Below are 20,748 nucleotides of genomic sequence, written 5' to 3'. Positions count from 1 at the left end.
CCACTCACGATGGGGTTACTTGAAGGCGCCCAGGCCGTTGGGGGTGCCGACGCCGGTGGGGGCGTCGTAGCCGGGCTGGGCCACGCACAGGTAGTCCTGGCCGCACTTCGTCCCGCCACCAAGGAAGTCGTTGGTGCCGGACGTGACGTCGAACAGGTCCGCCGCGTGCTTGTACAACGCGCCCTTGCCTGCCGTACCACCGTTACGGCCGAACAGGCCCGCGATGAACGGCGCCGAGGCGCTGGTGCCGCTCACGGTGAACCAGCCGTTGTCGGACACGTAGATGGCGATGTTGTCAGCTGCCGCGGAAACGTCCGAAGTGGTCCGTTTCGAGCAGCTCTTGTCCTTCTGCCAGGCAGGTTTGGCGATGTACGCCGAGCAACCGCTGCCGCCGAACTGCCAGGTGCTTTCGATCCAGCCGCGCGGCGTGCTGTCGTCCCGCTCCAGGACCGTTCCGCCGACGGCGACCACCGAGGAGAACACCGCGGGGAACGAGCCGGCGGTGAACCCACTGTCCCCTGAGGACGCCACGACCGTCACGTCCTTGCGGTCGTAGCTCTTCGCGAACGCCAGGTTCTGGCCCATCTCCCGGGCGCCGTAGCTGTTCGACACGACCTTGGCGCCCAGCCGGATCGCGGTGTCCTCGGTGGCGGCGAGGTCGGCGAAGCTGTTCGTGTTGCCCTCCACCACCAGGATCTTGCAGGTCGGGCAGGCGGCGGAGACCATCGAGACATCCAGAGTGGACTCCACCGCCCAGCCGAAGTTCGGCTGCGGCAATGGAGCCGCGTCACCGTTCTGGTTGACCTTGCGGAAGCAGCCGTTGGCCGTCGTGCACTCTGGGATGCCGAACGTCCGGCGGTACTCGTTGAGGTCGTTCTCCAGGGTCGGCGCGTCGAACGCGATCGAGATCGCTACCAGCGTGTCCGTCCCGCCGGTGGCCGGCAGCTTGTAGGCAGACGCGAGGTCGGTCGCGCCCCAGCCGTCGACCGCGGCCTTGAACCCAGTGGTGGTCCCGTAGTGCGTCAGGCACCGGGCGAATCCCGGCCCGGGCTCAGGACAAGCGGCCCGGCCGGGGGACGGCGCGGCCTGAGCGGCCGGCGCGATCGCGAGGGCGGCGACCACACCCGCGACCGCCGCGAGAATGCGACTGTTCACTGTGGACGTGCTCCTCACCGGAAGATCCTGTAGGCGTTGGTGATGGTCTCGGCGATCTGGCCACCGGCCGCGTCGGTCGCGGTGACCCGCAATGACACGAGCGAGCCGCCGAAGTTCGGCGAGAAGGCGGTGAACGCGGCCCGGTACGAGCCATTGCCCGGTGATTCATTGCTCAGGGCCGTCACCGAAGCGTCCTGCCAATCGCCGCCGTCGATGGAGTACTGGACGGTCGCGCCCGTGATCGCGGACCCGGCCACGCTCTGCAGGTGTCCGACGGTGAGGTCCAGAGTCTGCGGGCCACCGTGTGTCATGCCGTTCACATCGAGGTCGCCGAGCGCGTAGGTCAGCGTCATCAACGGTTCCACCGAGCAGTCCCGGGTCGGCGGCTCACCCTTGAACCACTCGCAGTACAGGCCCTTCGGCAGGGTCGCCCCGGCCACGTGCCCGGATTTCCAGGTCCACTCGGTGTGGCTGCCGGTGGACTGCACGTACATCGGTCCCTCGCGGGTCGCGTCCAGGGTGAGCTTGACCGTCGACGGGTTCGGGTCGAGCGTCACCGACTCGTTGAACTGCATGGTGAACCGCGGGTCGATCTGTCCACTTGCGACGGACACGCCGTTCTGGCTGATGTCGAACGCGCCCTTGATGGTGTCGCGGGCCGAACCGTAGTACCCCATCCCCGTATGCCCGACCGAGCCGTCGCTGAACGGGTAGATGTCGAACGTGACGGTGTCGTCCTTGCGAGTCGCCGCGGGATGCACCGGCCAGCGCTCGTAGTTCAGGTCGGGCGTCGTCCCGCCGGCCGGGTGCAAGGGGAAACGGTTCCAGTCCTCGCGAACCGACTGCCCCGCGGTGTAACTGCGGCCGCTGTCGTACTGGGCGCCGAACCAGCTGAAACCGTCGATGGCGAGGTACTTGGCCGTGCCGCCGTACCACATGATCGCCGGGTCGCCGGAGATGTACTCGGTCTGCTTGGCTGGTAGGAGCTGCTGGTGGCCGGAGCGGAAGTTCTGCGTCTCGAAGGCGTACATCCCGGCGCGCTGCCGGTGCCCGACCGAGGCGATCTCCGAGTAGTAGTTCGCGTCCACAGTGGCCAGTGCCTGCGGCTTGATGACATACCGTTGCCGCGGAATGGTTCCGTCGGTGGTCGCCTGCTGAAGGTTATACTCGTACGGCGTTCCCGGCCCGGGCGGCGAGCTGAGCCGGTTGTAGGGGTAGGTCTCGAGCTTTCCAGTGACAACGGGCTTGTTCACCGGCGAGACCCAGATCGGCACGCCCGCCCCAACGCCGACGTCAAGCACGAACGCGGTGCCGGTCTTGGGTTCTCGTTGGACCGAAAACCCGCCTTCCAGCTGCAGTGCGGGTTTCGGCGTCACCCAGGTGACCTTGCTGGACGCCTGCTGGGCGTGCACCCTCGTGGTGGCGTCGCCGAAGACGTTCACCTCGGGTTGCGCGGAAAGCCGCACCGCCGTGACGTTGTTGTCCGCGTCGGTCTCGAAGAACAGCCCGAGCACGCTGTAATGCCCCTCGGGCACGCTGAACTTCGCGACGCCCTGGTAGAACGGCTGCGCCTGTTCGTCGGCATCAAGCAGGTCGCCATTGTCCACGTTGTACGCGAAAGCGACATCGCCTGAGTCCGGCTTGCCATCCGGCCCGTTGGCCTGAACCGTCAACGTCCGCATCACTGACAGAGGCGCGACCTTCTTCCGCGGTGTGGCCCCGGCCAGGCTCATCGCGGGCTGGAACTCGGTGAACCGCCCCTGCTTGCGGTCGTCGAGGAACTTCCGCACCAGCTGGGCGCCGAAGTCCTTGGCTTGGCCGGGATCCAGTACCCGCTGTTCCCGGCCGTCGTTCTGCACGGCGACTTTCGCGTTCTGCTTCGAGTGCAGCACGGCGTCGACGTCGAACAGGCTCCAATCCAGGCCACGCCCGAGATACGGCAGCGCGGCCGCCGGCACCTCGTACGACTTCTTGCCCAGCCCCAGGTGAACCAGAACCCGCCCGATGCCGTTCGCCGCGGCCGGCACGACGGTGGCGGTCCGGCGGCCGTCGGCGAGCGGCTTCACCACGACCTGGTCGCCGGTGACCAGCAACGCCGTGTCCGCGGGCGGCTGTTCGGCCGCTTGCGCGTCCGGCGCGGTCAACGCCGTGAGACCGGCAAGGGTCGCGGCCAGAACGGTGAGAGGTTTTCGCACAGGCAACTCCTCCATGTGGATGTGTCGCCTATACGACGCCAGTTGACCACTCTGTGTTGGGAAGCCCGGGTCAAGTTAGGCCGTTCGCACTAGAGTCGTAGAGCTGTGCGTAGCGGTCGATCCGCCACAGCTGGGTGATCACGATCAGCGTGGTGCCGAAGACCGTCGGCCACACCGCCAGCACGACCAGGCCCCACACCATCAGCGCGGCCCCGATCAGCACCACGCCGAACAGGAACCGGATCACGTTCCGGTGTTCCGGCGGCAGGTCCCGGCTCCTGACCCACAGCCGCTCGCCGTAGATCCCGCGTTCGGCCCACCGCTTGGGTTCGGTGACCGGCCTGAACGCGCGCGGGTTGATCCACAGCCACCCGATCACCAACGCCAGCGGCACCAGACACCACCAGCCGATCCACGTACGGCTCCAGATCGACAGCAGCAGCGGTGGGATCGCGGCGAACCGGGTCCACACGCTCCACGGGTTCGCGTGCCGCTGCCAGGTCTCGTCCTTCATGAGTACAGCCCCTTCGTCAGGATCTCGCTCATCGCCCGGCCGATGTGCTCGAAGTCGGCCTCGCCGAAGTACCGGCCGAGATGCGCGCGCAGTGCGTACCCGCCGAGTTCCATGGCGACCAGGACTGCCGCGCGTTGCTTGGGATCCGTCGTGTCCCGCGCCTCGGACTCGGCCAGCGCCTGCTCGCTGCGCGCGACCATCTGGTCGAACAGCGGGGCGGTGTCGGCGGACCGCTCGACCATCGCCCGGGCCAGGTAGGCGAGCACCTCGTGGTTGCCCTCGGTGCGCTGCTCGGCGACCTCGGCGAACGCGATCGCGTAGGCGTCGCAGGCCTCGATCAGCCCCTGCTTGGACCCGAAGTGGTGGACCACCAACCCGGCCGAAACCCTGGCGTCCGCGGCGATCCGCTTGATCGGCGTACCGGCGAACCCGTCCAGCCCGAACCGCCGGACGGCAGCGTCCCGGATGCGTGCCCTGGCGGTGAGGTCCTCACTGAATCGCACGTCACCAGGCTGATCGCGGCCACGGCCGTTCGTCAAACCGTTCAGCCCGCTGAATGTGCGTTCAGCCGTGCACAGAAAAGGGAGGCCCGGCCGCGGCCGGACCTCCCGTTTGCCGGGATTGCTCAGCAGTCGATGGTGATCACGACGGCGCTGCCCGCGGCCAGGTCGATGCCCAGGGAACCGTTGCGCACGCGCAGGCTGTCGGGGCGGACCTTGAGCTTGCCCTTGGCGTCCACAGTGGACCCCTGGATGGCGGTTGGCTCGTCGGCCAGTGCGGTGCCGGTCATCCGGAGCACCTCGGCGGACCGGTTGTGCCCGCCCACCTTGATGTCCACGTGCGCCGCGGCCGCGGAGGTCTCGTCCTTCTGCAGGATGGCGATCCGCGTCTTGCTGTCGTCGCCCTTGACCGCGTACGCGGTGATGTTGCGGTCAGTGGTCAGGTTCAGCGGCAGGAACTTGCCGGGACCCATCTGGCGGGCCATCCAGAGGCCGTAGTAGATCGGCATCGCCTTGTACACCTGGGCGAGCTCGCCGGCCTTGTCCGCCGCGCAGAACGGCGTGTACCGCTGGAACTTGCCGTTCCAGATCGGGTCGTTGCACACGCCCAGCCCGCCGTGGATGTTCACGCCGGACACACCCGCCTGGGCCAGGGACATGCTGTAGTCGATGACCCACAACGCGGACGCGAACTTGTTGCTCACGCCGTCGATACCGCCGTTGTACGTGGAGTTGGCCTCGTCCACGCGCATCGGCAGGCCCGCGGCCTTGGCGGCGGCGAGGTTCTTGGACACCGCGTTCACGCCGCCGGTCAGGGTCTCCTGCGACAGCAGCTTCGTGGTCGTCGTCGTGGCGCCACCGGGATACTGGTGCACGGTCACCATGTTCATTCTGGCTGCGTTGTCGGTGGCCAGCGAGGCCGCCCAGGACGACGACGTGCTCGCCGTGTCCGGACCGGCGATCCGGTTGCTGCCGACAGCCGCCGCGCAGGTTTCCCAGTCCTTCTTGTAGTCCGCGTAGGCGTATCCCGTTGGGCGGTAAGCCCGCGAGACCCACTGGTCGGGTTCGTTGCCGCACTCGGCCGCCACGAGCCGCTTGCCCAGCACCTCGAACATCACCTTGGCCTGGTCGGCGCCCAGCGCCTGGTCCCAGCGGCCGACGTTGATGCCGACCTCGGCGTTCCAGCCGGTGTTCCGCAGCAGCTTGTCCAGCCGCTTGATGTCCGACGGACGGACGACGTCCTGCACCCAGCCGGGCAACGGGTTGGGCGGCTGCTGTGCTTCAGGCACCCACAGCGTGTCCCGGTCCAGGGTGTTGCCGCCGATCCGGACGTTGCTGCGGCCCAGCGTCTTGAAGAACTGGGCCACGTTGCCCTTGCTCGCGTCGAGGTTGCCGATGCCCAGTTCGCGCATCTCGAACGACAGCCCGACGAAGTCGGCGGGCAGCCGTCCGGCGGGGTGGGCGCTGTCGATGGTGATCGTCGACGCCGCGTCGGCGGCGTAGGCGGTTTGCCCGGTTGCGACCATGACGACGGCAAGAGCCGCGGCGGCGGTCCTTAATTTGCGCATGCCGGTCTGCATGTACTTCCCTTTCAACCGGCGGCGCGCCCGTCTCGGACGGTCTTCGAGACCAGAACCTACGTGGTCCAGTCCAATGGGTCAATGCGTCCACTCAGGACGTTCGCAGCTCCAGCGCGCGTTCGAAGACCAACTCCCTGGCGGCGCCGAGGCCGACCGAGATCGCGCCGGTCAGCACCGCCGCGTCGCCCAGCTCACCGGCGACGATCTTGGGGCGCAAGGGGGTCGTCGAGCGCAGGGCCTGCTCCAGCGGTTCGGCCAGCAGGTCGGTGTTGCTGCCGATCCCACCGCCGAGCACGACCAGCTCCGGGTCGATCACCGCGGCGACCGCGCCGACCACCAGGCCGAGCTGCCGGGCCTCCTCGTTGACCGCCTCCAGGGCCTGCGGCTGCCCCTGGCGCGCCAGTTCGAAGACCTCCTTGGCGGACCTGGCGTCCACCAGGCCGTGCCGGTGCGCCTTCTGCACAACGGAATGACCCGAGACGGCGGTCTCCAGCATGCCCTGCTCGGGCGGCTCCTCGTCCTCCGGCGGCCAGCCGTACGGCAGGTACGCGACCTCGCCCGCGGCCCCGTGGGCGCCACGGAACAGTTGCCCGTTCACGACAATGCCCATACCGATGCCGGTGCCGACCGTGATGCAGACGAAAACGTCCACACCCTGCGCGGCGCCCGCGGTCATCTCGCCGACCGCGGCCAGGTTCGCGTCGTTCTCCACCACCAGGCCCGGTCCCAGGGCGCCGGCCAGCTCTTCCAGCAGGCCGCGCCGGCCCCACCCGGGTAGGTTCGGGGCATGGTGCAGGGCACCGGTCTTCAGATCCGGGACGCCTGGGCTGCCGACCACCTTGGCGCACACCTCGCCAAAGCTGATCCCGGCCTCGGCCACGGTCTGCTCGGCCAGCTCCCGCACCGTCTGCACCAGGCTGCGCGCGGACCGGCAGCGGTTGCGTTCGTCCACACGGGACACAACGGTGCCCGCCAGGTCGGCGACCTCCAGCCGCAGCCGCTCCTTGCCGATGTCCACGCCCAGCACGAACCCGGCGGCCGGGTTCTCCTCGTAGACCACCGCGGACCGCCCAGGACCGGTCGAGGTGCGGCCGATCTCGCGGACCAGCTTGCGTCGTTCGAGGTCGAGCAGGGCCTGGCCGACCGTGGGCTTGGACAGCCCGGTGTCCTTGGCGACCTGCGGGCGGGTGGCGGGGCCGAACGCCCGCAGCCGGTCCAGCACAGCGCGCTGGTTCAGCTCTCGCATTCCGGCGGGGGTGCCCACCTGCGGCGTTCTGGCCACGTATCACTCCTGTCGACAACTCAGACGCGAGTTTACGTTGCCTTGGTTCCGCTCGCCGCCAAGTTATGTTAGGAAACCTTCTTAACGAATTCATCCGGCAAACACGGAGGTGAGCCGTGGCGGGGCAAGCGCCGCTCCCCGGTGGCTTTGAACGTCAAGTGGGAACGGGTCAGGCGACAGCGATCAACATGACCCAGATGTGCGGTATCGGCCCGTTCGTGACCATCCCGGTGATGGTCATCGCGATGGGCGGGCCGCAGGCGATGTTCGGCTGGCTCGTCGGCGCGCTCATCGTGCTGGCCGACGGGCTGATCTGGGCGGAACTCGGCGCGTCCATGCCGCGCGCCGGCGGGACGTACGTGTACCTGCGGGAGGCGTTCCAGTACCGGACCGGGCGGCTGATGCCGTTCCTGTTCGCCTGGAGCGCGGTGCTGTTCATCCCGCTGATCATGTCCACGGGCGTGATCGGGCTGGTGAAGTACCTCGGTTATCTCTGGCCGGGGCTGATCGGCGCCGATGGCGAACCCAACGCGCTGGGCAAGGTCATCGGCGTGGTCGTGGTCGGCATCGTCGTGCTCGCGCTGTACCGGCGGATCGGGCAGATCAGCCGGCTGACGTCGGTGCTGTTCGCGGTGATGCTGGTGTCGGTGGCCGTCGTGATCCTGGCCTCGTTGACACATTTCCACCCATCGCTGGCTTTCGGGTACACACCGGGCGCGTTCTCGGTGCCCGGCGGGGCTTTCTGGGCCGGGCTCGGCTCCGGGCTGATCCTCGCGGTGTACGACTACCTCGGGTACAACACCAGCGCGTACCTCGGTGCGGAGCTGCGCGACCCGGGGCGGACGCTGCCGCGGTCGATCATCTACTCGATCCTGGCGATCATGGGGATCTACTTCCTGTTCCAGATCGGCGTGCTCGGGGTGATGCCGTGGCAGGAGATCGGTGAGTCGCCGTACTTCGCTTCCCTTGTGCTGGAACGGACTTGGGGCTCGACCGCGGCGCACATCTTCACCGTGGCGATCGTGATCACCGCGTTCGGGTCGGTGTTCGCGGGCCTGCTCGGCGGGTCCCGGGTGCCCTACGAGGCCGCTCGCGACAAGCTTTTCCTGCCGTGGTTCGGCAAGCTGCATCCCCGGCTGCACTTCCCGCCGGTGGGGCTGCTGGTCATGGGCGTGATCACGGCGATCGGGTCGCTGTTCAGCCTGACCGTGGTGATCAACATGCTCACGGCGGTGTTCGTGCTGATCCAGTCGATCGCCCAGGTGGCGGCGCTGACCGTGTTGCGGCGCCGGCAACCGGACATGCCCCGGCCGTACAAGCAGTGGCTGTACCCGCTCCCGTCGATCGTGGCCCTCGTCGGGTGGGTGTTCATCTACACGCAGACCGGGTGGCAGCAGATCTGGCTGTCGCTGGCGTGGCTCGCCGCGGGCACCGTCGCGTTCCTGATCTGGGCGTCGGTGGAGAAGATGTGGCCGTTCGGGCCGCTGGAGATCCGCGAGGAGTTCGCCGTCACCAGGTGACGTCGGTGCACTGCACCTCGGTGGGTTCGATCTGCAGGGTGCAGTGCCCGATGTGGTAGTTCTCGGCGAGCAGCACCTGGGCGGCCTTCAGCACGTCCTTCTGGTCCGCGCCGTCGGTCATCGTGAGGTGTGCGGACACGACCTCCATCCCGGATGTGAGCGTCCACACATGGAGGTCGTGCACCTCGCAGACCCCCGGCAGCTTGCCCAGGTCGGCGGTCATCTCCTTGACGTCGACCCCCTCCGGCGCGTGCTGGAAGAGGATCCGCAGCGCGCTGCGGCCCAGGCGGTAGGCGCGGGGCAGGACGAACAGGCCGATCCCGACACCGATGACGGGGTCGGCGTAGCGCCAGCCGAAGAGGATCGTGATCAGGCCGCTGACCAGCACGCCGACCGAGCCGATCATGTCGGCCATCACCTCGAGATAGGCGCCCTTGACGTTGAGGCTCTCCTCCGCGCCCTTCCGCAGGATGAGGAACGCGGCCACGTTCATGACCAGGCCGGTTGTGGCCACGAGCGTCACAGGAAGCCCAGGCACCTCAGGCGGCGCACTGAACCGCCCAACCGCCTCGTACAACACCCACCCAGCGACCGCGAACAGCAGAACGGCGTTGACCAGCGCGGCGAGCACCTCCGAGCGGTAGAGGCCGAACGTGCGCCCCTTCGTCGGCTGCGCCCCATGCGCCACCATGATCGCCGCCGCCGCCAACCCCACCCCGAAGATGTCGGTGAACACATGCGCGGAGTCCGCCAACAACGCCAACGACCCAGTAACCACCCCCACAACCACCTGAAGCACAAACGTCACAGCCCCCAGCCCGACCGCGACCCACAACCGCCCCAAATACCGCCCACCAGCCGAAACCTGCGCGGCCCCATGCCCGTGCCCATGCCCCACCGTCCACACCTCCTCGCCTGCCCCAACATATAGCCGCATGCGCATAAGTGCAACCTGACCTCCGTGTGAACTTGGTTGTGGACGTGCGCTAGGCTTACGTCGTCGCTGAGCCCCCGTAGCTCAGGGGATAGAGCACCGCCCTCCGGAGGCGGGAGCGCAGGTTCGAATCCTGCCGGGGGCACCATCGCTGGCCAGCGCAACCGTTGTTGACGCCTCGTCAAGAGGTGAATGTGTCGTGGGTTGAGGCATCAGCGCGCGCCCGAGTGAATCTACAGGTCATTCTGACGTCGTACCGACCGGCTAGGTGCGTACACCAATGTGACAGTCACTCGTCGCGTCCTGGTAATCCTGCCGTGGGTCGCCCTGATCATCAGCATCGCCGATCGGCGATGCGATGGGCGACGATGGTCCGGCGTTGAGTGATGGCCCAGTAGTTCCTCGGGAGACGGCACTCCGAGGCGGTCATCTCGGTCAGGTACACCTGGACTGCCTCGGCGGCGTAGGTGGTGCCGGGTTCCACACGCCGATCCTCGACAACCGTGAACCGCCGGTCGCCGGCCGACCGCACCCACGGGCCAGGCACTCCAGTACTCGTCCGCGGTGGGCTGCAACGACATCCAGAACATCGAAGTGCACGGGTACATCCGCCGCGGCCGCGGTTCACGCATCGCCGCCTCGATGAACTCGCCCAGGTCGAACGTCTTCGACGCATGGGTGAACTGCCACGCGAGTTCGATCCGGTTGCCACTCTCGTACGCGTTGGCGACATCGACCAACTCAGCGAACCGCCAGACAGCGGTCAACTCCCGCGCGCTGGCGCCGCCGAGCCAGGTCGCGGCGCCTGGCACCAGCAGACCAAGCACAGCTCAGCGACACTTCAGCCAACCTTGGAATCGCCGTATAGGGGCTTGCGGCCCATACGCCTGATCGGGTCTCACATCCGCTGGGCGAGGTGCGTATCTTCTTCACATGGTCGATCACGATGGCCGGCTTGTCACCGGCCGTTACCGGCTGCGTGACCGGCTCGGCAGTGGCGGCATGGGTACGGTGTGGCGGGCCACCGACGAACTCCTCGAACGCGAGGTGGCGATCAAGGAGGTGACTCTCCTCGGCGCCGTCGAGGAGTCCGCACCTGCTTTCCAGCGCACGCTCCGCGAGGCACGCGCGAGCGCGCGATTACGGCATCCCAACATCGTCACTGTGCACGACGTGGTTCTTGACGCCGGTCGGCCGTGGATCGTGATGGAGCTGATCGACGGCCGCTCGCTCGCCGAGGTCGTCGAGCGGGACGGCCCGTTGACGGAGCGCCGGGTCACCGACATCGCACGGCAGTTGCTCGCCGCGCTCGCGAGCACCCATGACAAGGGGATTCTGCACCGGGACGTCAAGCCTGCGAACGTGTTGCTCGACGGGGACAGGGTGGTGCTCACCGACTTCGGCATCGCGGTGGTCGAGGGCGGCACGGCGCTCACCGCTACCAACCAGCTGATCGGTTCGCCGCAGTACCTGCCACCGGAACGGATCAACGGCCAGGAGGCCGGGGCGCCGAGCGATCTGTGGGCGCTGGGCGTAACCCTGTTCTACGCGATCACCGGCAAGTCACCGTTCCAGCGCGACGACGTGCAGTCGGTGTTCGCCGCCGTGCTCACCCAAGATGCTCCCGCGGTGCCTGGGGCACTGGGACCGCTGATCGAAGGCCTGCTGCGTAAGGACCCCGCCAAGCGACTCACGGCCGCCGGGGCCGTCGCCCTACTGGGCCATGGCGCCGAGCCGACCCGGCCGATCACGCGAGAGATCCCTGGGACGCAACTGGCGCCACGGCGCAGCCAGCGCCAGGTCGTGGTCGCGTTGGTACTGGTGGTCGCGCTCGCCGCCACTGCGGTGCTGTGGATCGTGTTGTCGCAGCAGCAGACCAGCGAGTCAGCGCTTGACCGGATGACCGAACGGGGCTCGGTGATCATCGGCGTCCGGGGTGACCAGCCGGGACTCGGCTGGTGGGATTCGGTCAGCCAGTCGTTCACGGGCTTCGACGTGGAGATCGGCAAGCGGATCGCCGCCGGGCTGGGCTTCGCCGAGGACCGGATCACCTTCAAGGCGACCGGCCCGGCACAGCGCGAGAACGCCCTGGCCACCGGCGAGGTCGACATGGTCATCGGCAGCTATCCGATCACCGACGACAACAAGCGGCGCGTGAGTTTCGCCGGGCCGTACCTGACAAGCGGGCCGAGCCTGCTGGTGCGCAAGGAAGACGAGCAAGGCATCAAGCCCGGTTCGTTGCGCGGGCGCAAGGTGTGCGCGGTGGGCGGCACGTTCGCCGCGCAGTATCTGCAAACTGCCGGCGAGGTCGAACCGTCCGGCATCGTGCTGCTGGAGTCACTGGACGAATGCCTCAACGCACTGAACGAAAAGCGCACCGACGCGATCAGTTCGGACGACGCGATACTGACCGCCTACGCATCAGTCGCCGACAAGACGTACACCGTGTTCACCTACTCCACCCTGATCTCCGTCGAGTACGGCATCGGTCTCGGCCATGACGAGAAACCCTTGCGTGACAAGGTCAACAACATCCTGACCAACGCGTACAACGACGGCACCTGGCTGCAGATCTATGACCGGACCCTGGGCTATGCCGACCTGATACCGAAGGTGCCCACGGTGAAGCCGTACTGACTTACTTCCGCAACGCGGTGACCAGCTCGTCCCGGCGGGCGGGCTCGGGGGCGAACGGGAGGTCCTGGCCGGTGAGCAAGGTCAGAAACCGGTACGCGAAGTCGCAGCGGCGGTAGCCGAACATCTTCGCCATTATGGCTTCCTCCGATCCGCGCAGGGGTGCCGGGGAGTGGTCGCCCAGAAGCTCGACGAGGTACTGCCGGGCCGGATTCCCCGCTTCCAGCAACGCCGCGCCGGCAGGCCCGACATACGACCCGCCCGGGTCGAGGTAGCCGAAGTCGTTGAGCCACTGGACATGCGCAAGCGCACCGGCGAGGACGGGCGCACGTGCCCCGGCCGGAATCTCCTGGTAACCCGGGGGATCGTCCCGCCGCAGGGCCATCAACAGATGAAACCCGGTGTGGTCATGGGTCTCCCGCAACTGTGTCAGCCCATCGGCGGCCTGCCCGGCGGAGTACACGAGGTTTGCCTGCGGGCCTTCGATCGACACGATGGCCGTCTCGAAGTTTGAACGACACGGTCAGCATCGAGTCCCCCGCAGAATGCCAGGCGGAGGTGGTGCGTGCGCGGCTGGTGACCATGGTGGCGGACCAATGTCACCCTGGGTCACCTGGTGGAGCGGCACGTCGCGACCATGCGCGCCGGTGTCCTTACTCGTGGCAGCTATCGCGGTTATCTCCGCAAGCACATCTTTCCGCTGATCGGCCGCTTGCATGCGGCGCCGTGCCACCGGAGACCTTGGATGGGTTCTGCGCTGAACTTGCTCGCTGCCGCGAGCATTGCGGCACACCCGCCGCCACGACGGCCGCCATGTCGGCTGCAGCCTCCACAGTGGCCGAAGGCGGCGGCCGGGATGCCAAGCGTCACGAGTGTCGGCCGCTGTCGGCCGCGACCATCCGCAAGATCCACTTTCTGATCAGCAGCGCGTATCGGCAGGCCCGTCGTTGGGGTTGGCTGTACACCAGCCCCACAGTGTTGGCCAACCCGCGACCCAAACCCGCACCCGACCCGCAACCACCGACCCCGGACGAGGTGACCCGGATCCTTCTGCACGCGCGGCCGGACCCGGATCTGGCCGTGTTGATCTGGATTGCGATTGTCACCGGCGCCCGCCAGGGCGAGCTGTGCGCGTTGCGCTGGTCGCACTTCCAGCCCGATCGCCGAGCGGATCCGCGCGCTTGGCGAGGTCGACGCGGTGTTCGACGCGGCGGGCGCTGGGGTGTTGCCCGATGCCATCGAGCTGACCGGCGACGCCGGACGCGTGATCACGTTGTCGGATCCCGCCGCGGCGGGTCTCGGTGCGGACGAGAGCCGGGCGTGGCCGGCGTATGTGCGCGTCCAGCTGCGGCTGACGTATGAGTTGAACCGGCAGCTGCAGGCGGACAGCGGCATGTCGTTGGCGGACTACGACGTGCTGACCGCGCTGGGCAACGTGCCCGGCCACCGCATGCCCATCACTGCCCTCGCCGCCCAGATCGGCTGGGAACGCAGCCGGTTGTCCCATCAGGCCCGGCGGATGACCGAACGGGGCCTGGTCGCGACCGAACCGTCCACAGCCGACCGTCGCGTCACCGAGGTGTTCCTCACCGAAGAAGGGTGGGCCGCGCTGGAGGCCGCCGCTCCGGGGCATGTGGAGGTGGTCCGGCGGCTGTTCTTCGACGGCCTGCCGGACCACCTGCTCGGCCCGCTGACCGAGGCGCTGGAGGCCGTTCACGGCAACATCCTGGACAAAGGCACGTCGCGCTGAGCCGTTGTCCCCCGTGAGAGCTACCTGGGTTGTCGTTTCCAGCGGGATGTAGTGGCCCTGCCTCTCTTTCTAATCTCTGTGCATCGCAAGGAGATTCGACCGAGAGGAGCAGGATCATGGCTAGTGCGAACGGATCGCTGTACAGGTTCCGGTTTCCGGTGTTGCTGGTGGTGTTCGCCGCGATCATGGTCGCGAACGGCGCGCTCATACAGCTCGTGTCGCCGGTGATCATCCTCGCGCTGCCAGTGGGGATCGGTGTTGTCTTCGCTGTTCTGGCCGCCTACCGCAAGCTGACCCGGGTGATCGAACAGCGGCCGGACGTCCCCGAGCTGCCGAAGACGGGCATGTGGTCCCAGCTGCGGCGCGGGGCGATGCTGGGATCCGGCCTGTTCGTGCTGCTGATGCTGCTGATCGCGATGTTCGGCGGCTGGGACGACGTGTCCTGGGGCTCGATCTGGGGCTGTCTCGGCACCGCCGGCCTGACGGCGAGCGTCGCGATCACCGAAGAGGTGCTGTTCCGCGGGATCCTGTTCCGGCTCATGGAGCAACGGACCGGCACGGTGATCGCCCTGGTGCTGTCCTCGCTGATCTTCGGGTTCACGCACATCGTCAACGTCCACGCGACGCTGTGGGGCGCGCTGTCGATCGCCCTGACCGGCGGGCTGCTGACGACCTCGCTCTACGTCCTGACCCGTTCGCTGTGGCTGCCGATCGGCCTGCATTTCGCCTGGGACTTCACCCACGCCGGGATCTTCGGGGTCACGATGTCCGGCTCGGACACCGTGCCCGGCCTGCTGAAGACCACGCTGTCCGGCCCGGCTGTGCTGACCGGTGGCGTGTTCGGCCCCGAGGCGAGCCTGTTCCTGCTGCTGATCTGCGCGGTTCCCACCGTCATCCTGCTGCGCCGCGCGGCCCGCACCGGCCGGATCCAGCGCCGTGCCAAGGTCACGGCCTGAGCAGTAGGCTCGCGCGGTGCGGTTACCCACCTGGTGGCAACGTCTTCCCCAGTCCAGTAAGGACACTGCGTTCATGCTGGTGTTCCTGGCACTGGCCTTCGTGCCCACCGTCTCGTCCATCGGGCCGCAGCTCGGTGACCTGCCCAAGCGCCCGGTGGACACGCTCACGCTCGTGCTGGTCGCCGGCCAGGCCGCCCCGCTGGCGATCCGGCGGCGCTGGCCCACGGTCTGCCTGGCGCTCACCGGAGCCGCCTTCGCGCTGCACCAATCGCTTGGCTACCCGGACACCTTCGCGGGCATCGGGTTCTACCTGGCGCTGTTCACCGTTGGCGCGCACCAGATCCGGCACCGCCGGGCGATCGCCCTCGTGGCGACCGCGGCCTATGCCGGACTGGCAATCGCTTTACACCTGCTCGGATCTCCCAGTCAGATCCAGGTTTTCGTCGCGTTCTACTTGAGTCTGGTGGTGATGTGGATGGCTGGGACCGCGATGCGGCGGTGGCGGGCCGAGGAGGCGGAACACCGTCGGCTGAGCGTCGAGGTGGCCACCGCCGACGAACGAGCCCGCATCGCACGAGACCTGCACGACGTGGTGACCCACCACGTGACGGCGATGGTCGTCCAGGCCGATGCGGCGCAGTACCTGCTCGAGGGCGCGCCGGACCGCGTCGGCGAAGGGCTCAGCGCCATCAGCGACACGGGTCGCCGGGCGTTGACGGAACTGCGGCACCTGCTCGGCGTGCTCGAGGCGACCGGCGACTCCGCGACCACGGACCGGTCACCGACCCTGGGCCGGGTCAGCGATCTCGTTGAGCGGGCCCGGTTGTCCGGCCAGCCGGTCGAGCTTTCCCGGCGTGGCGACCAACGTGAGCACGCCGTCGACATCGAACTGGCCGCGTACCGGGTGGTGCAGGAGGCGTTGACCAACGCGATGAAGTACGCGACCGGACACCGCACCCGAGTCGAGATCGACGATCATGACGACCGGATCGAGATCGAGGTGACGACCGACGGGACCACCCAAGGCGCGCCCGCGGTCGCGCCGGGCGGACGCGGCCTGAGCGGTCTGCGGGAACGGGTTCGCATGCTCGATGGTGAACTGGTGGCCGCGGCCCGGCCCGAAGGCGGGTTCCGTGTGCACGCTCTCATCCCGTCCAGGAGGCAGGCATGACGGTGCGGGTGCTGGTCTGCGAGGACCAGGCGCTGGTGCGGGCCGGCTACACCACGATCTTCTCGGCGCAGCCGGACATGGATGTCGTCGGCGAGGCCGAGGACGGCAGGCAGGCCGTCGAGGAGGCGTTGCGGCTGCGCCCCGACGTTGTCGTGATGGACATCCGGATGCCCATCCTCGACGGCATCGAGGCCACCCGGCAGCTCGCCGGTCCCGGCGTGTCGCAGCCGGCGAAAGTGTTGGTGGTAACCACTTTCAATGTCGACGAGTACGTCTACGAGGCTTTGAAAGCAGGTGCGAGCGGGTTCCTGCTCAAGGACGCGCCACCGGCGGAGCTGATCGCGGGCGTGCGCACGGTAGCCGCCGGTGAGTCGCTGGTCGCCCCGGCGGTGACCCGCACGCTGATCGGCCACTTCGCCGAACGCCTGCGTCCCAACGACACCACCCGGCCGGCTCGGGAGCAGGTGCGGCAGGCGTTGGCGCGCCGCGAGCTCGAGGTGCTCGAACAGATCGCCGCCGGCCTGTCGAACGCCGAGATCGCCGAGAAACTGTGCATCACCACCGAGACCGTGAAGACCTACGTCTCCCGGATCCTGACGAAACTCGACCTGCGCGACCGTGTCCAGGCCGTCGTGCTCGCCTATCGGGTCGGACTCGTCACCACCGAGTGAAGCTGACGTCGGTCAGTGGTGAACGGGTCGCCTTCCAGTGGCGAGGCCGCGTCCGACGAGGTAGTCGTAGCAGTTGCGGAGCAGCCAGTACATGTCGTAGTGCGAGCGGTCCATCTCGACGATGTTCCAGCGCACCGAGGGGTTGGCGCGGACGACGCCGTCGACGTCGATCACGCCTTGGCCGTAGGGGACCATGTAGTCGTCCATGCCGGTGGCGGGGCCGTCCTTGATGTGGATGTACTCCAGGCGGTTGCCCAGTGAGCGGGCCACGGCGGCGGGGTCGACGCCGCCGGTCTTCGCCCAGTAGGTGTCGAGTTCGATGACGACGGACGGGTCCAGCAGATCCAGCAGGATGCGGTAGGCCTTGCGGCCGTTGAAGGTGTTGCGGAACTCGGCGAAGTGGTTGTGGTAGCCGATTCGCATGCCGTACGCGGCCGCATTGGCCACGGCTTCGTTGATCCGGTCCGCGCCGTGGCGGATCGCGTCGAGGGTGTCGAACTCCTCCGGTTCCAGGCTCCACACCAGGGTTTTCGCGCCCAGTTCCGCGTACTGGTCGAGGATGGCCTTGGCGTCGGGGCCTTCCGGGAACGGCGCGTGGGAGCTGCACAGGCGCAGGCCGAGGGCGTCGAGGTGGGCCCGGACCGATTTCGGTGAATGCCCGTACAGTTCGTAGCTCTCGATGGCCACGTAACCCATTTCGGCGACCCGGTCCAAGGCGCCCATCAGGTCCTGCTCGGCCTGTTCGTGCAACGACCACATCTGCAGCGCGATCGGCGCGGGTTTGCAGTGCGCGGCATTAGCCGAGGTGTTCGACAGGACGGTGCCTGCGGCCGCGAATGCGGCCGACATCAGCAGGGAACGGCGGCTGACCGTCATACGAACTCCTTGGTGTATCGGCTGTTTCGCTGACCGGGAACCGAAAGGGGGCAGGTCCTCTCCATGATTCAGACATGGCCCCCGGCCCGCTACCGCCGATTGTGGCTGCAATTCGCCAGAGCGTCCTTTGTGGACGTCAGGGCTCCAGGTCGGTCACTCCTCTGCCGGTGGCCATGTCGAACGGGACCGACGCCTGGTCGTGCACGATCAGCCAGGAACCGTCGATCTTCCGGAAACAGAACGTGCCCCGCACCCACATACCATCGGTCGACGTGCCGTTCCGCAGAGTGCCGCTGAGCCGGCCGAAGCAGTGACCGATCGCCAGGTGCTCGTCGACGATCAGGGTCAGATCGCGGACCTCGTAGGACACTTCCTGAAAAAATGTGAAGACGCGGGTCCAGTTCTTGAGTTTCGCCTCGACACCCACATGCTGTAGAGGCGGTTCGACGTCGAAGGACACGACGTCGGTCGCGTAAATCCGTTTCAGCGCGTCGAGGTCCTTGTTGTGAATTCCCTCGACCAGCTTGTCGATTTGCTGCTTGATCGTCGCTTCACCCATTTCGCGCTCCCTTTCCGTGGTGGCTCTCACTGGTACGACCAGACAGCGACCCGGAATGTCAGGTGGGGATGAGGCGGACGGCGTCGGCGACTACGTACCCGTTCGCCGCGTCGGACAGGGTGACCGTGGTGTCCTGCGTGAGCCAGAAGTCGCCAAGGGAGACCCATTGGCCGCCGTGGTCGCGTTGGTCGACGGTGACAGTGGTGGTACCTACGGTGTAACGGGCGTTGGAGGCACGGTTGGGATGCTCGGCGTACCAGACGGCTACTTGGTACATGCCTGATGCAGGCACGCCGAGGTGCCACCGCACGACGGCAGTGCCCGTGCCAGCGGGGTGAGTACGGTAGTTCTGGCCGAAGTAGCCGGAGACGCCGGTTGCCGGGTCCCACACGCCGGACAGCACCTCGTAGCTGCTGGTGTCATTGTCGGCGACGACGCCTTGGTACGTCACACGGATCGCGTCAGCGACGACGTACCCGTTGGCTGCGTCGGACAAGGCGACCGTGGTGCCGGGGGACAACCAGAAGGTGCCGAGTGAGACCCATTGGCTGCCGTGGTTGCGTTGGTCGACGGTGACTGCTGTGGTGCCGACGGTGTATGTGGCGTTGGTGGCGCGGTTGGGGTGTTCCGTGTACCAAACGGCCACCTGGTATATGCCCGCCGCCGGGATTTCGGGATGCCAGCGCACAACCGAGCGGTACCCAGTGGCCGCCGCCGGACCGTTGGTCCACCTTGACCGCCGACTGCCCCCCGGCGTGATGGACCACAAAGGACGCGTTGGACGCCTGGCCCGCCGCGGCCCGGTACCACACGGCGGCCGAGTAGATCCCGCTCATCGGCACGTCCGGCCGGAACCGGACCTTCGCCGTGCCGGAGCCACCGGCATGAACCCGTTCGCTCTGGCCAAAGTAGCCGGTCCCGGTGGTGATCCGGTCCCAAGTGTCCGACACGACCTCGAAACTCGCCACGGAGTCGTTGTCCGCCACCACGTTCGGCGGATCGGCGGGCGGACCCGAGGTGAGGGTCAGTTGGTCCGCGACGACCGCGCCGGTGAACCGGAGCCAGTGACGTCCGGCGGTCAACGGCAGCGTCCCCACCCGGTACACCTGATAGCCCTGGCCGACCGTCAGCTTCGGGTCGATGAGCCCTTGAGCCAAACCGTCGACGCTCACGCGCACCTGAACGGAGCCGGAGCGCCGCTGAAGTCGCACGGCCACGTCGTAGGTGCCTGCAGCCACGTCGAACGGAACCTCGACGTTGTCCCCACGCAATGCCTTACCGCCCATAGCGTTGGCGTCGGACACGACCGTGCCGCCGCGGGCGTCGGCAGAAGCCAGTTCCTGGGACGACGACGTGCTGTCGCGGCCGTTGGTGAGCCACGCCAGGTCGAACCGGGCGGCGGTGATGCGTTCGGGGAAGCTGGGCAGGGTGCCGTCCCGCCCGTACACCAACAGGACCGTGCCGTCGGACAGCACGCCGAGGTCGGAGTAGTACGACGGGCCGGGGTTGACCACCCGGCTGTACCGGTAGCTCGCGCCCTCGTCGTAGGAGATGGAGACGGTCATGTTCGCGCGGGCCGACGAGTCCGGTCGGCTGAACAGCAACCGGTCGCCGAGTTGGACCATCCCGGCGTCGACGGCCACGAACTGGCCGGTGGCCCCGTCGACCACGGGCGGCGACCACGTCTGCCCGCCGTCGGTGCTGGTCGACGTGATGCGGTACCGGGTTCCGCCCGCACCCCACCGGCCGTTGATCACGACCGAACCGTCTTTTCGTTGGTACACACGGCTTTCATTGATGGGATACGCAGGGTCCAGCGGCGCCGGTGTGCCGCGTTGCCACGATCGGTTCACCGTGGGCGTCGCTGTAGAGCATGTCGAACCCGTAGTTGGCGTCCGGGTCGGGTGCGCGGTGGTTAACGGGCATTAACAGTCTGCCGTTGCGCAGTTGGATGCCGTGACCGGGAATCGGGCTGTTGCGGGTCCAGCCGTGCGGGTTCGATGCGAACAACGGCGTCAGGTCCTCCGGGGCCGACCAGGTCACTCCGGCGTCGTCGCTGCGCTTGACGAAGATCGACCCACCGGAACCCTTGTAGAACAAGCACACCCGGCCCGTCTGCGAGTCCACCACCGGCGTCGCGTTGCCCCAGCTCTGCGCGGGATCGGCCGGGACCACGGGCACACTGGCATCCCACGTGTGCCCGCCGTCCACACTGCGACGCATCAGCAGGTCCTTCGGCCCGGCGTCGGATACCTGGGGCCTGCCCTCGGTGAACGTCAGCACGACGTCATTGACTACAGCCAAGCCCTGCACATGGAAGCTCGCGTAAGCGTCGTTGTCCGTCGAGTCCCACAGTTCGGTCTCGGTGAACGCGCCCACGGGCGCGGCCTGAGCCGGAACCGTCAGCGACAGCAGGAATACAGCGGCGACAACCAACAGCCGTAACAAGAG

At 67.6% G+C, this 20,748-nt stretch carries 20 protein-coding genes and 1 tRNA gene; 7 read left to right on the top strand and 14 right to left on the bottom strand.

Going from position 1 to position 20,748, the window contains the following annotated elements; translation table 11 throughout:
• Positions 1 to 15: 15 nt before the first annotated feature.
• The 6 genes from AB0J95_RS26985 to AB0J95_RS26960 all read right to left on the bottom strand — a co-directional run bounded on the left by AB0J95_RS26985 (position 16) and on the right by AB0J95_RS26960 (position 7,190).
• A complete protein-coding gene (locus AB0J95_RS26985) occupies positions 16 to 1,155 on the bottom strand; it encodes a S53 family peptidase (RefSeq protein ID WP_364763368.1) in 1,140 nt (379 codons plus the stop codon).
• Between the two features lie 14 nt (positions 1,156 to 1,169).
• Entirely contained in the window at positions 1,170 to 3,350 is a 2,181-nt protein-coding gene (locus AB0J95_RS26980) for a hypothetical protein (protein WP_364763365.1), read from the bottom strand.
• Between the two features lie 70 nt (positions 3,351 to 3,420).
• Positions 3,421 to 3,864, bottom strand: coding sequence for a DUF6653 family protein (locus AB0J95_RS26975; RefSeq protein WP_364763362.1), 444 nt, complete (start codon positions 3,862 to 3,864; stop codon positions 3,421 to 3,423).
• Positions 3,861 to 4,367: a TetR family transcriptional regulator gene (locus AB0J95_RS26970; RefSeq protein ID WP_364763359.1), complete on the bottom strand. Its 507-nt coding sequence runs from the start codon at positions 4,365 to 4,367 to the stop codon at positions 3,861 to 3,863. Before AB0J95_RS26970 ends, AB0J95_RS26975 begins: the two co-directional genes overlap by 4 nt.
• A gap of 122 nt (positions 4,368 to 4,489) precedes the next feature.
• On the bottom strand, positions 4,490 to 5,932 hold the full coding sequence (locus AB0J95_RS26965) for a glycosyl hydrolase family 79 C-terminal domain-containing protein (protein WP_364763356.1): 1,443 nt from the start codon (positions 5,930 to 5,932) through the stop codon (positions 4,490 to 4,492).
• A gap of 103 nt (positions 5,933 to 6,035) precedes the next feature.
• Positions 6,036 to 7,190, bottom strand: coding sequence for an ROK family protein (locus AB0J95_RS26960; protein ID WP_364763784.1), 1,155 nt, complete (start codon positions 7,188 to 7,190; stop codon positions 6,036 to 6,038).
• A 194-nt stretch (positions 7,191 to 7,384) separates the two neighbouring features.
• Here AB0J95_RS26960 and AB0J95_RS26955 point away from each other — a divergent pair, with 194 nt between their 5' ends.
• Positions 7,385 to 8,746: an APC family permease gene (locus tag AB0J95_RS26955; protein WP_364763353.1), complete on the top strand. Its 1,362-nt coding sequence runs from the start codon at positions 7,385 to 7,387 to the stop codon at positions 8,744 to 8,746.
• Here AB0J95_RS26955 and AB0J95_RS26950 read toward each other — a convergent pair.
• On the bottom strand, positions 8,736 to 9,644 hold the full coding sequence (locus AB0J95_RS26950) for a cation diffusion facilitator family transporter (protein WP_364763781.1): 909 nt from the start codon (positions 9,642 to 9,644) through the stop codon (positions 8,736 to 8,738). The two genes, AB0J95_RS26955 and AB0J95_RS26950, sit on opposite strands and share 11 nt — an antisense overlap.
• Before the next feature lie 109 nt (positions 9,645 to 9,753).
• On the opposite strand from AB0J95_RS26950, the gene AB0J95_RS26945 reads away from it, so the two are divergent.
• Positions 9,754 to 9,828: transfer RNA gene (locus AB0J95_RS26945), tRNA-Arg, on the top strand.
• A 186-nt stretch (positions 9,829 to 10,014) separates the two neighbouring features.
• Here AB0J95_RS26945 and AB0J95_RS26940 read toward each other — a convergent pair.
• Positions 10,015 to 10,227 (bottom strand): hypothetical protein, encoded by a 213-nt coding sequence (locus AB0J95_RS26940; protein WP_364763350.1) that lies wholly within the window; start codon positions 10,225 to 10,227, stop codon positions 10,015 to 10,017.
• Between the two features lie 386 nt (positions 10,228 to 10,613).
• Here AB0J95_RS26940 and AB0J95_RS26935 point away from each other — a divergent pair, with 386 nt between their 5' ends.
• Entirely contained in the window at positions 10,614 to 12,317 is a 1,704-nt protein-coding gene (locus AB0J95_RS26935) for a serine/threonine-protein kinase (protein ID WP_364763347.1), read from the top strand.
• Between the two features lies 1 nt (position 12,318).
• Here the strand turns inward: AB0J95_RS26935 and AB0J95_RS26930 are convergent, their stop codons facing one another.
• Positions 12,319 to 12,807, bottom strand: coding sequence for a hypothetical protein (locus tag AB0J95_RS26930; RefSeq protein WP_364763344.1), 489 nt, complete (start codon positions 12,805 to 12,807; stop codon positions 12,319 to 12,321).
• A gap of 606 nt (positions 12,808 to 13,413) precedes the next feature.
• Here AB0J95_RS26930 and AB0J95_RS26925 point away from each other — a divergent pair.
• The 4 genes from AB0J95_RS26925 to AB0J95_RS26910 all read left to right on the top strand — a co-directional run bounded on the left by AB0J95_RS26925 (position 13,414) and on the right by AB0J95_RS26910 (position 16,862).
• The gene (locus AB0J95_RS26925) at positions 13,414 to 14,064 is read left to right on the top strand and encodes a MarR family transcriptional regulator (protein ID WP_364763341.1); all 651 of its coding nucleotides are present in this window, start codon (positions 13,414 to 13,416) and stop codon (positions 14,062 to 14,064) included.
• Positions 14,065 to 14,180: 116 nt separating this feature from the next.
• A complete protein-coding gene (locus tag AB0J95_RS26920) occupies positions 14,181 to 15,020 on the top strand; it encodes a type II CAAX endopeptidase family protein (RefSeq protein WP_364763338.1) in 840 nt (279 codons plus the stop codon).
• Between the two features lie 73 nt (positions 15,021 to 15,093).
• Positions 15,094 to 16,191, top strand: a complete 1,098-nt coding sequence (locus AB0J95_RS26915; protein ID WP_364763335.1) for a histidine kinase — start codon at positions 15,094 to 15,096, stop codon at positions 16,189 to 16,191.
• Entirely contained in the window at positions 16,188 to 16,862 is a 675-nt protein-coding gene (locus tag AB0J95_RS26910; RefSeq protein ID WP_364763332.1) for a response regulator transcription factor, read from the top strand. Before AB0J95_RS26915 ends, AB0J95_RS26910 begins: the two co-directional genes overlap by 4 nt.
• Before the next feature lie 12 nt (positions 16,863 to 16,874).
• Here AB0J95_RS26910 and AB0J95_RS26905 read toward each other — a convergent pair whose 3' ends face one another.
• From AB0J95_RS26905 to AB0J95_RS26885, 5 genes are all read right to left on the bottom strand, one after another.
• The gene (locus AB0J95_RS26905; RefSeq protein ID WP_364763329.1) at positions 16,875 to 17,738 is read right to left on the bottom strand and encodes a sugar phosphate isomerase/epimerase; all 864 of its coding nucleotides are present in this window, start codon (positions 17,736 to 17,738) and stop codon (positions 16,875 to 16,877) included.
• Positions 17,739 to 17,874: 136 nt separating this feature from the next.
• Complete coding sequence (locus AB0J95_RS26900) at positions 17,875 to 18,297, bottom strand: nuclear transport factor 2 family protein (RefSeq protein ID WP_364763326.1); 423 nt, start codon at positions 18,295 to 18,297, stop codon at positions 17,875 to 17,877.
• A 58-nt stretch (positions 18,298 to 18,355) separates the two neighbouring features.
• Positions 18,356 to 18,793, bottom strand: a complete 438-nt coding sequence (locus AB0J95_RS26895) for a hypothetical protein (RefSeq protein ID WP_364763323.1) — start codon at positions 18,791 to 18,793, stop codon at positions 18,356 to 18,358.
• A complete protein-coding gene (locus tag AB0J95_RS26890) occupies positions 18,759 to 20,150 on the bottom strand; it encodes an exo-alpha-sialidase (RefSeq protein ID WP_364763321.1) in 1,392 nt (463 codons plus the stop codon). Before AB0J95_RS26890 ends, AB0J95_RS26895 begins: the two co-directional genes overlap by 35 nt.
• Complete coding sequence (locus AB0J95_RS26885; RefSeq protein ID WP_364763318.1) at positions 20,089 to 20,745, bottom strand: sialidase family protein; 657 nt, start codon at positions 20,743 to 20,745, stop codon at positions 20,089 to 20,091. The genes AB0J95_RS26890 and AB0J95_RS26885 overlap by 62 nt, the downstream gene beginning before the upstream one ends.
• Positions 20,746 to 20,748: the final 3 nt, after the last annotated feature.

The sequence above is a fragment of the Actinocrispum sp. NPDC049592 genome (assembly GCF_040675465.1).
Classification (GTDB): Bacteria; Actinomycetota; Actinomycetes; order Mycobacteriales; family Pseudonocardiaceae; genus Kibdelosporangium.
The sequence above is the reverse complement of the archived record's forward strand: the minus strand, read 5'-3'. Positions and strand labels throughout refer to the sequence as shown.

Excerpts from the sequence above, each read along its gene's own strand:
- AB0J95_RS26975 (WP_364763362.1), bottom strand. The coding sequence starts at position 3,864 with ATGAAGGACGAGACCTGGCAGCGGCACGCGAACCCGTGGAGCGTGTGG.
- AB0J95_RS26965 (WP_364763356.1), bottom strand. The coding sequence starts at position 5,932 with ATGCGCAAATTAAGGACCGCCGCCGCGGCTCTTGCCGTCGTCATGGTC.
- AB0J95_RS26960 (WP_364763784.1), bottom strand. The coding sequence starts at position 7,190 with ATGCGAGAGCTGAACCAGCGCGCTGTGCTGGACCGGCTGCGGGCGTTC.
- AB0J95_RS26935 (WP_364763347.1), top strand. The coding sequence starts at position 10,614 with ATGGTCGATCACGATGGCCGGCTTGTCACCGGCCGTTACCGGCTGCGT.
- AB0J95_RS26920 (WP_364763338.1), top strand. The coding sequence starts at position 14,181 with ATGGCTAGTGCGAACGGATCGCTGTACAGGTTCCGGTTTCCGGTGTTG.
- AB0J95_RS26915 (WP_364763335.1), top strand. The coding sequence starts at position 15,094 with ATGCTGGTGTTCCTGGCACTGGCCTTCGTGCCCACCGTCTCGTCCATC.
- AB0J95_RS26910 (WP_364763332.1), top strand. The coding sequence starts at position 16,188 with ATGACGGTGCGGGTGCTGGTCTGCGAGGACCAGGCGCTGGTGCGGGCC.
- AB0J95_RS26905 (WP_364763329.1), bottom strand. The coding sequence starts at position 17,738 with ATGACGGTCAGCCGCCGTTCCCTGCTGATGTCGGCCGCATTCGCGGCC.
- AB0J95_RS26900 (WP_364763326.1), bottom strand. The coding sequence starts at position 18,297 with ATGGGTGAAGCGACGATCAAGCAGCAAATCGACAAGCTGGTCGAGGGA.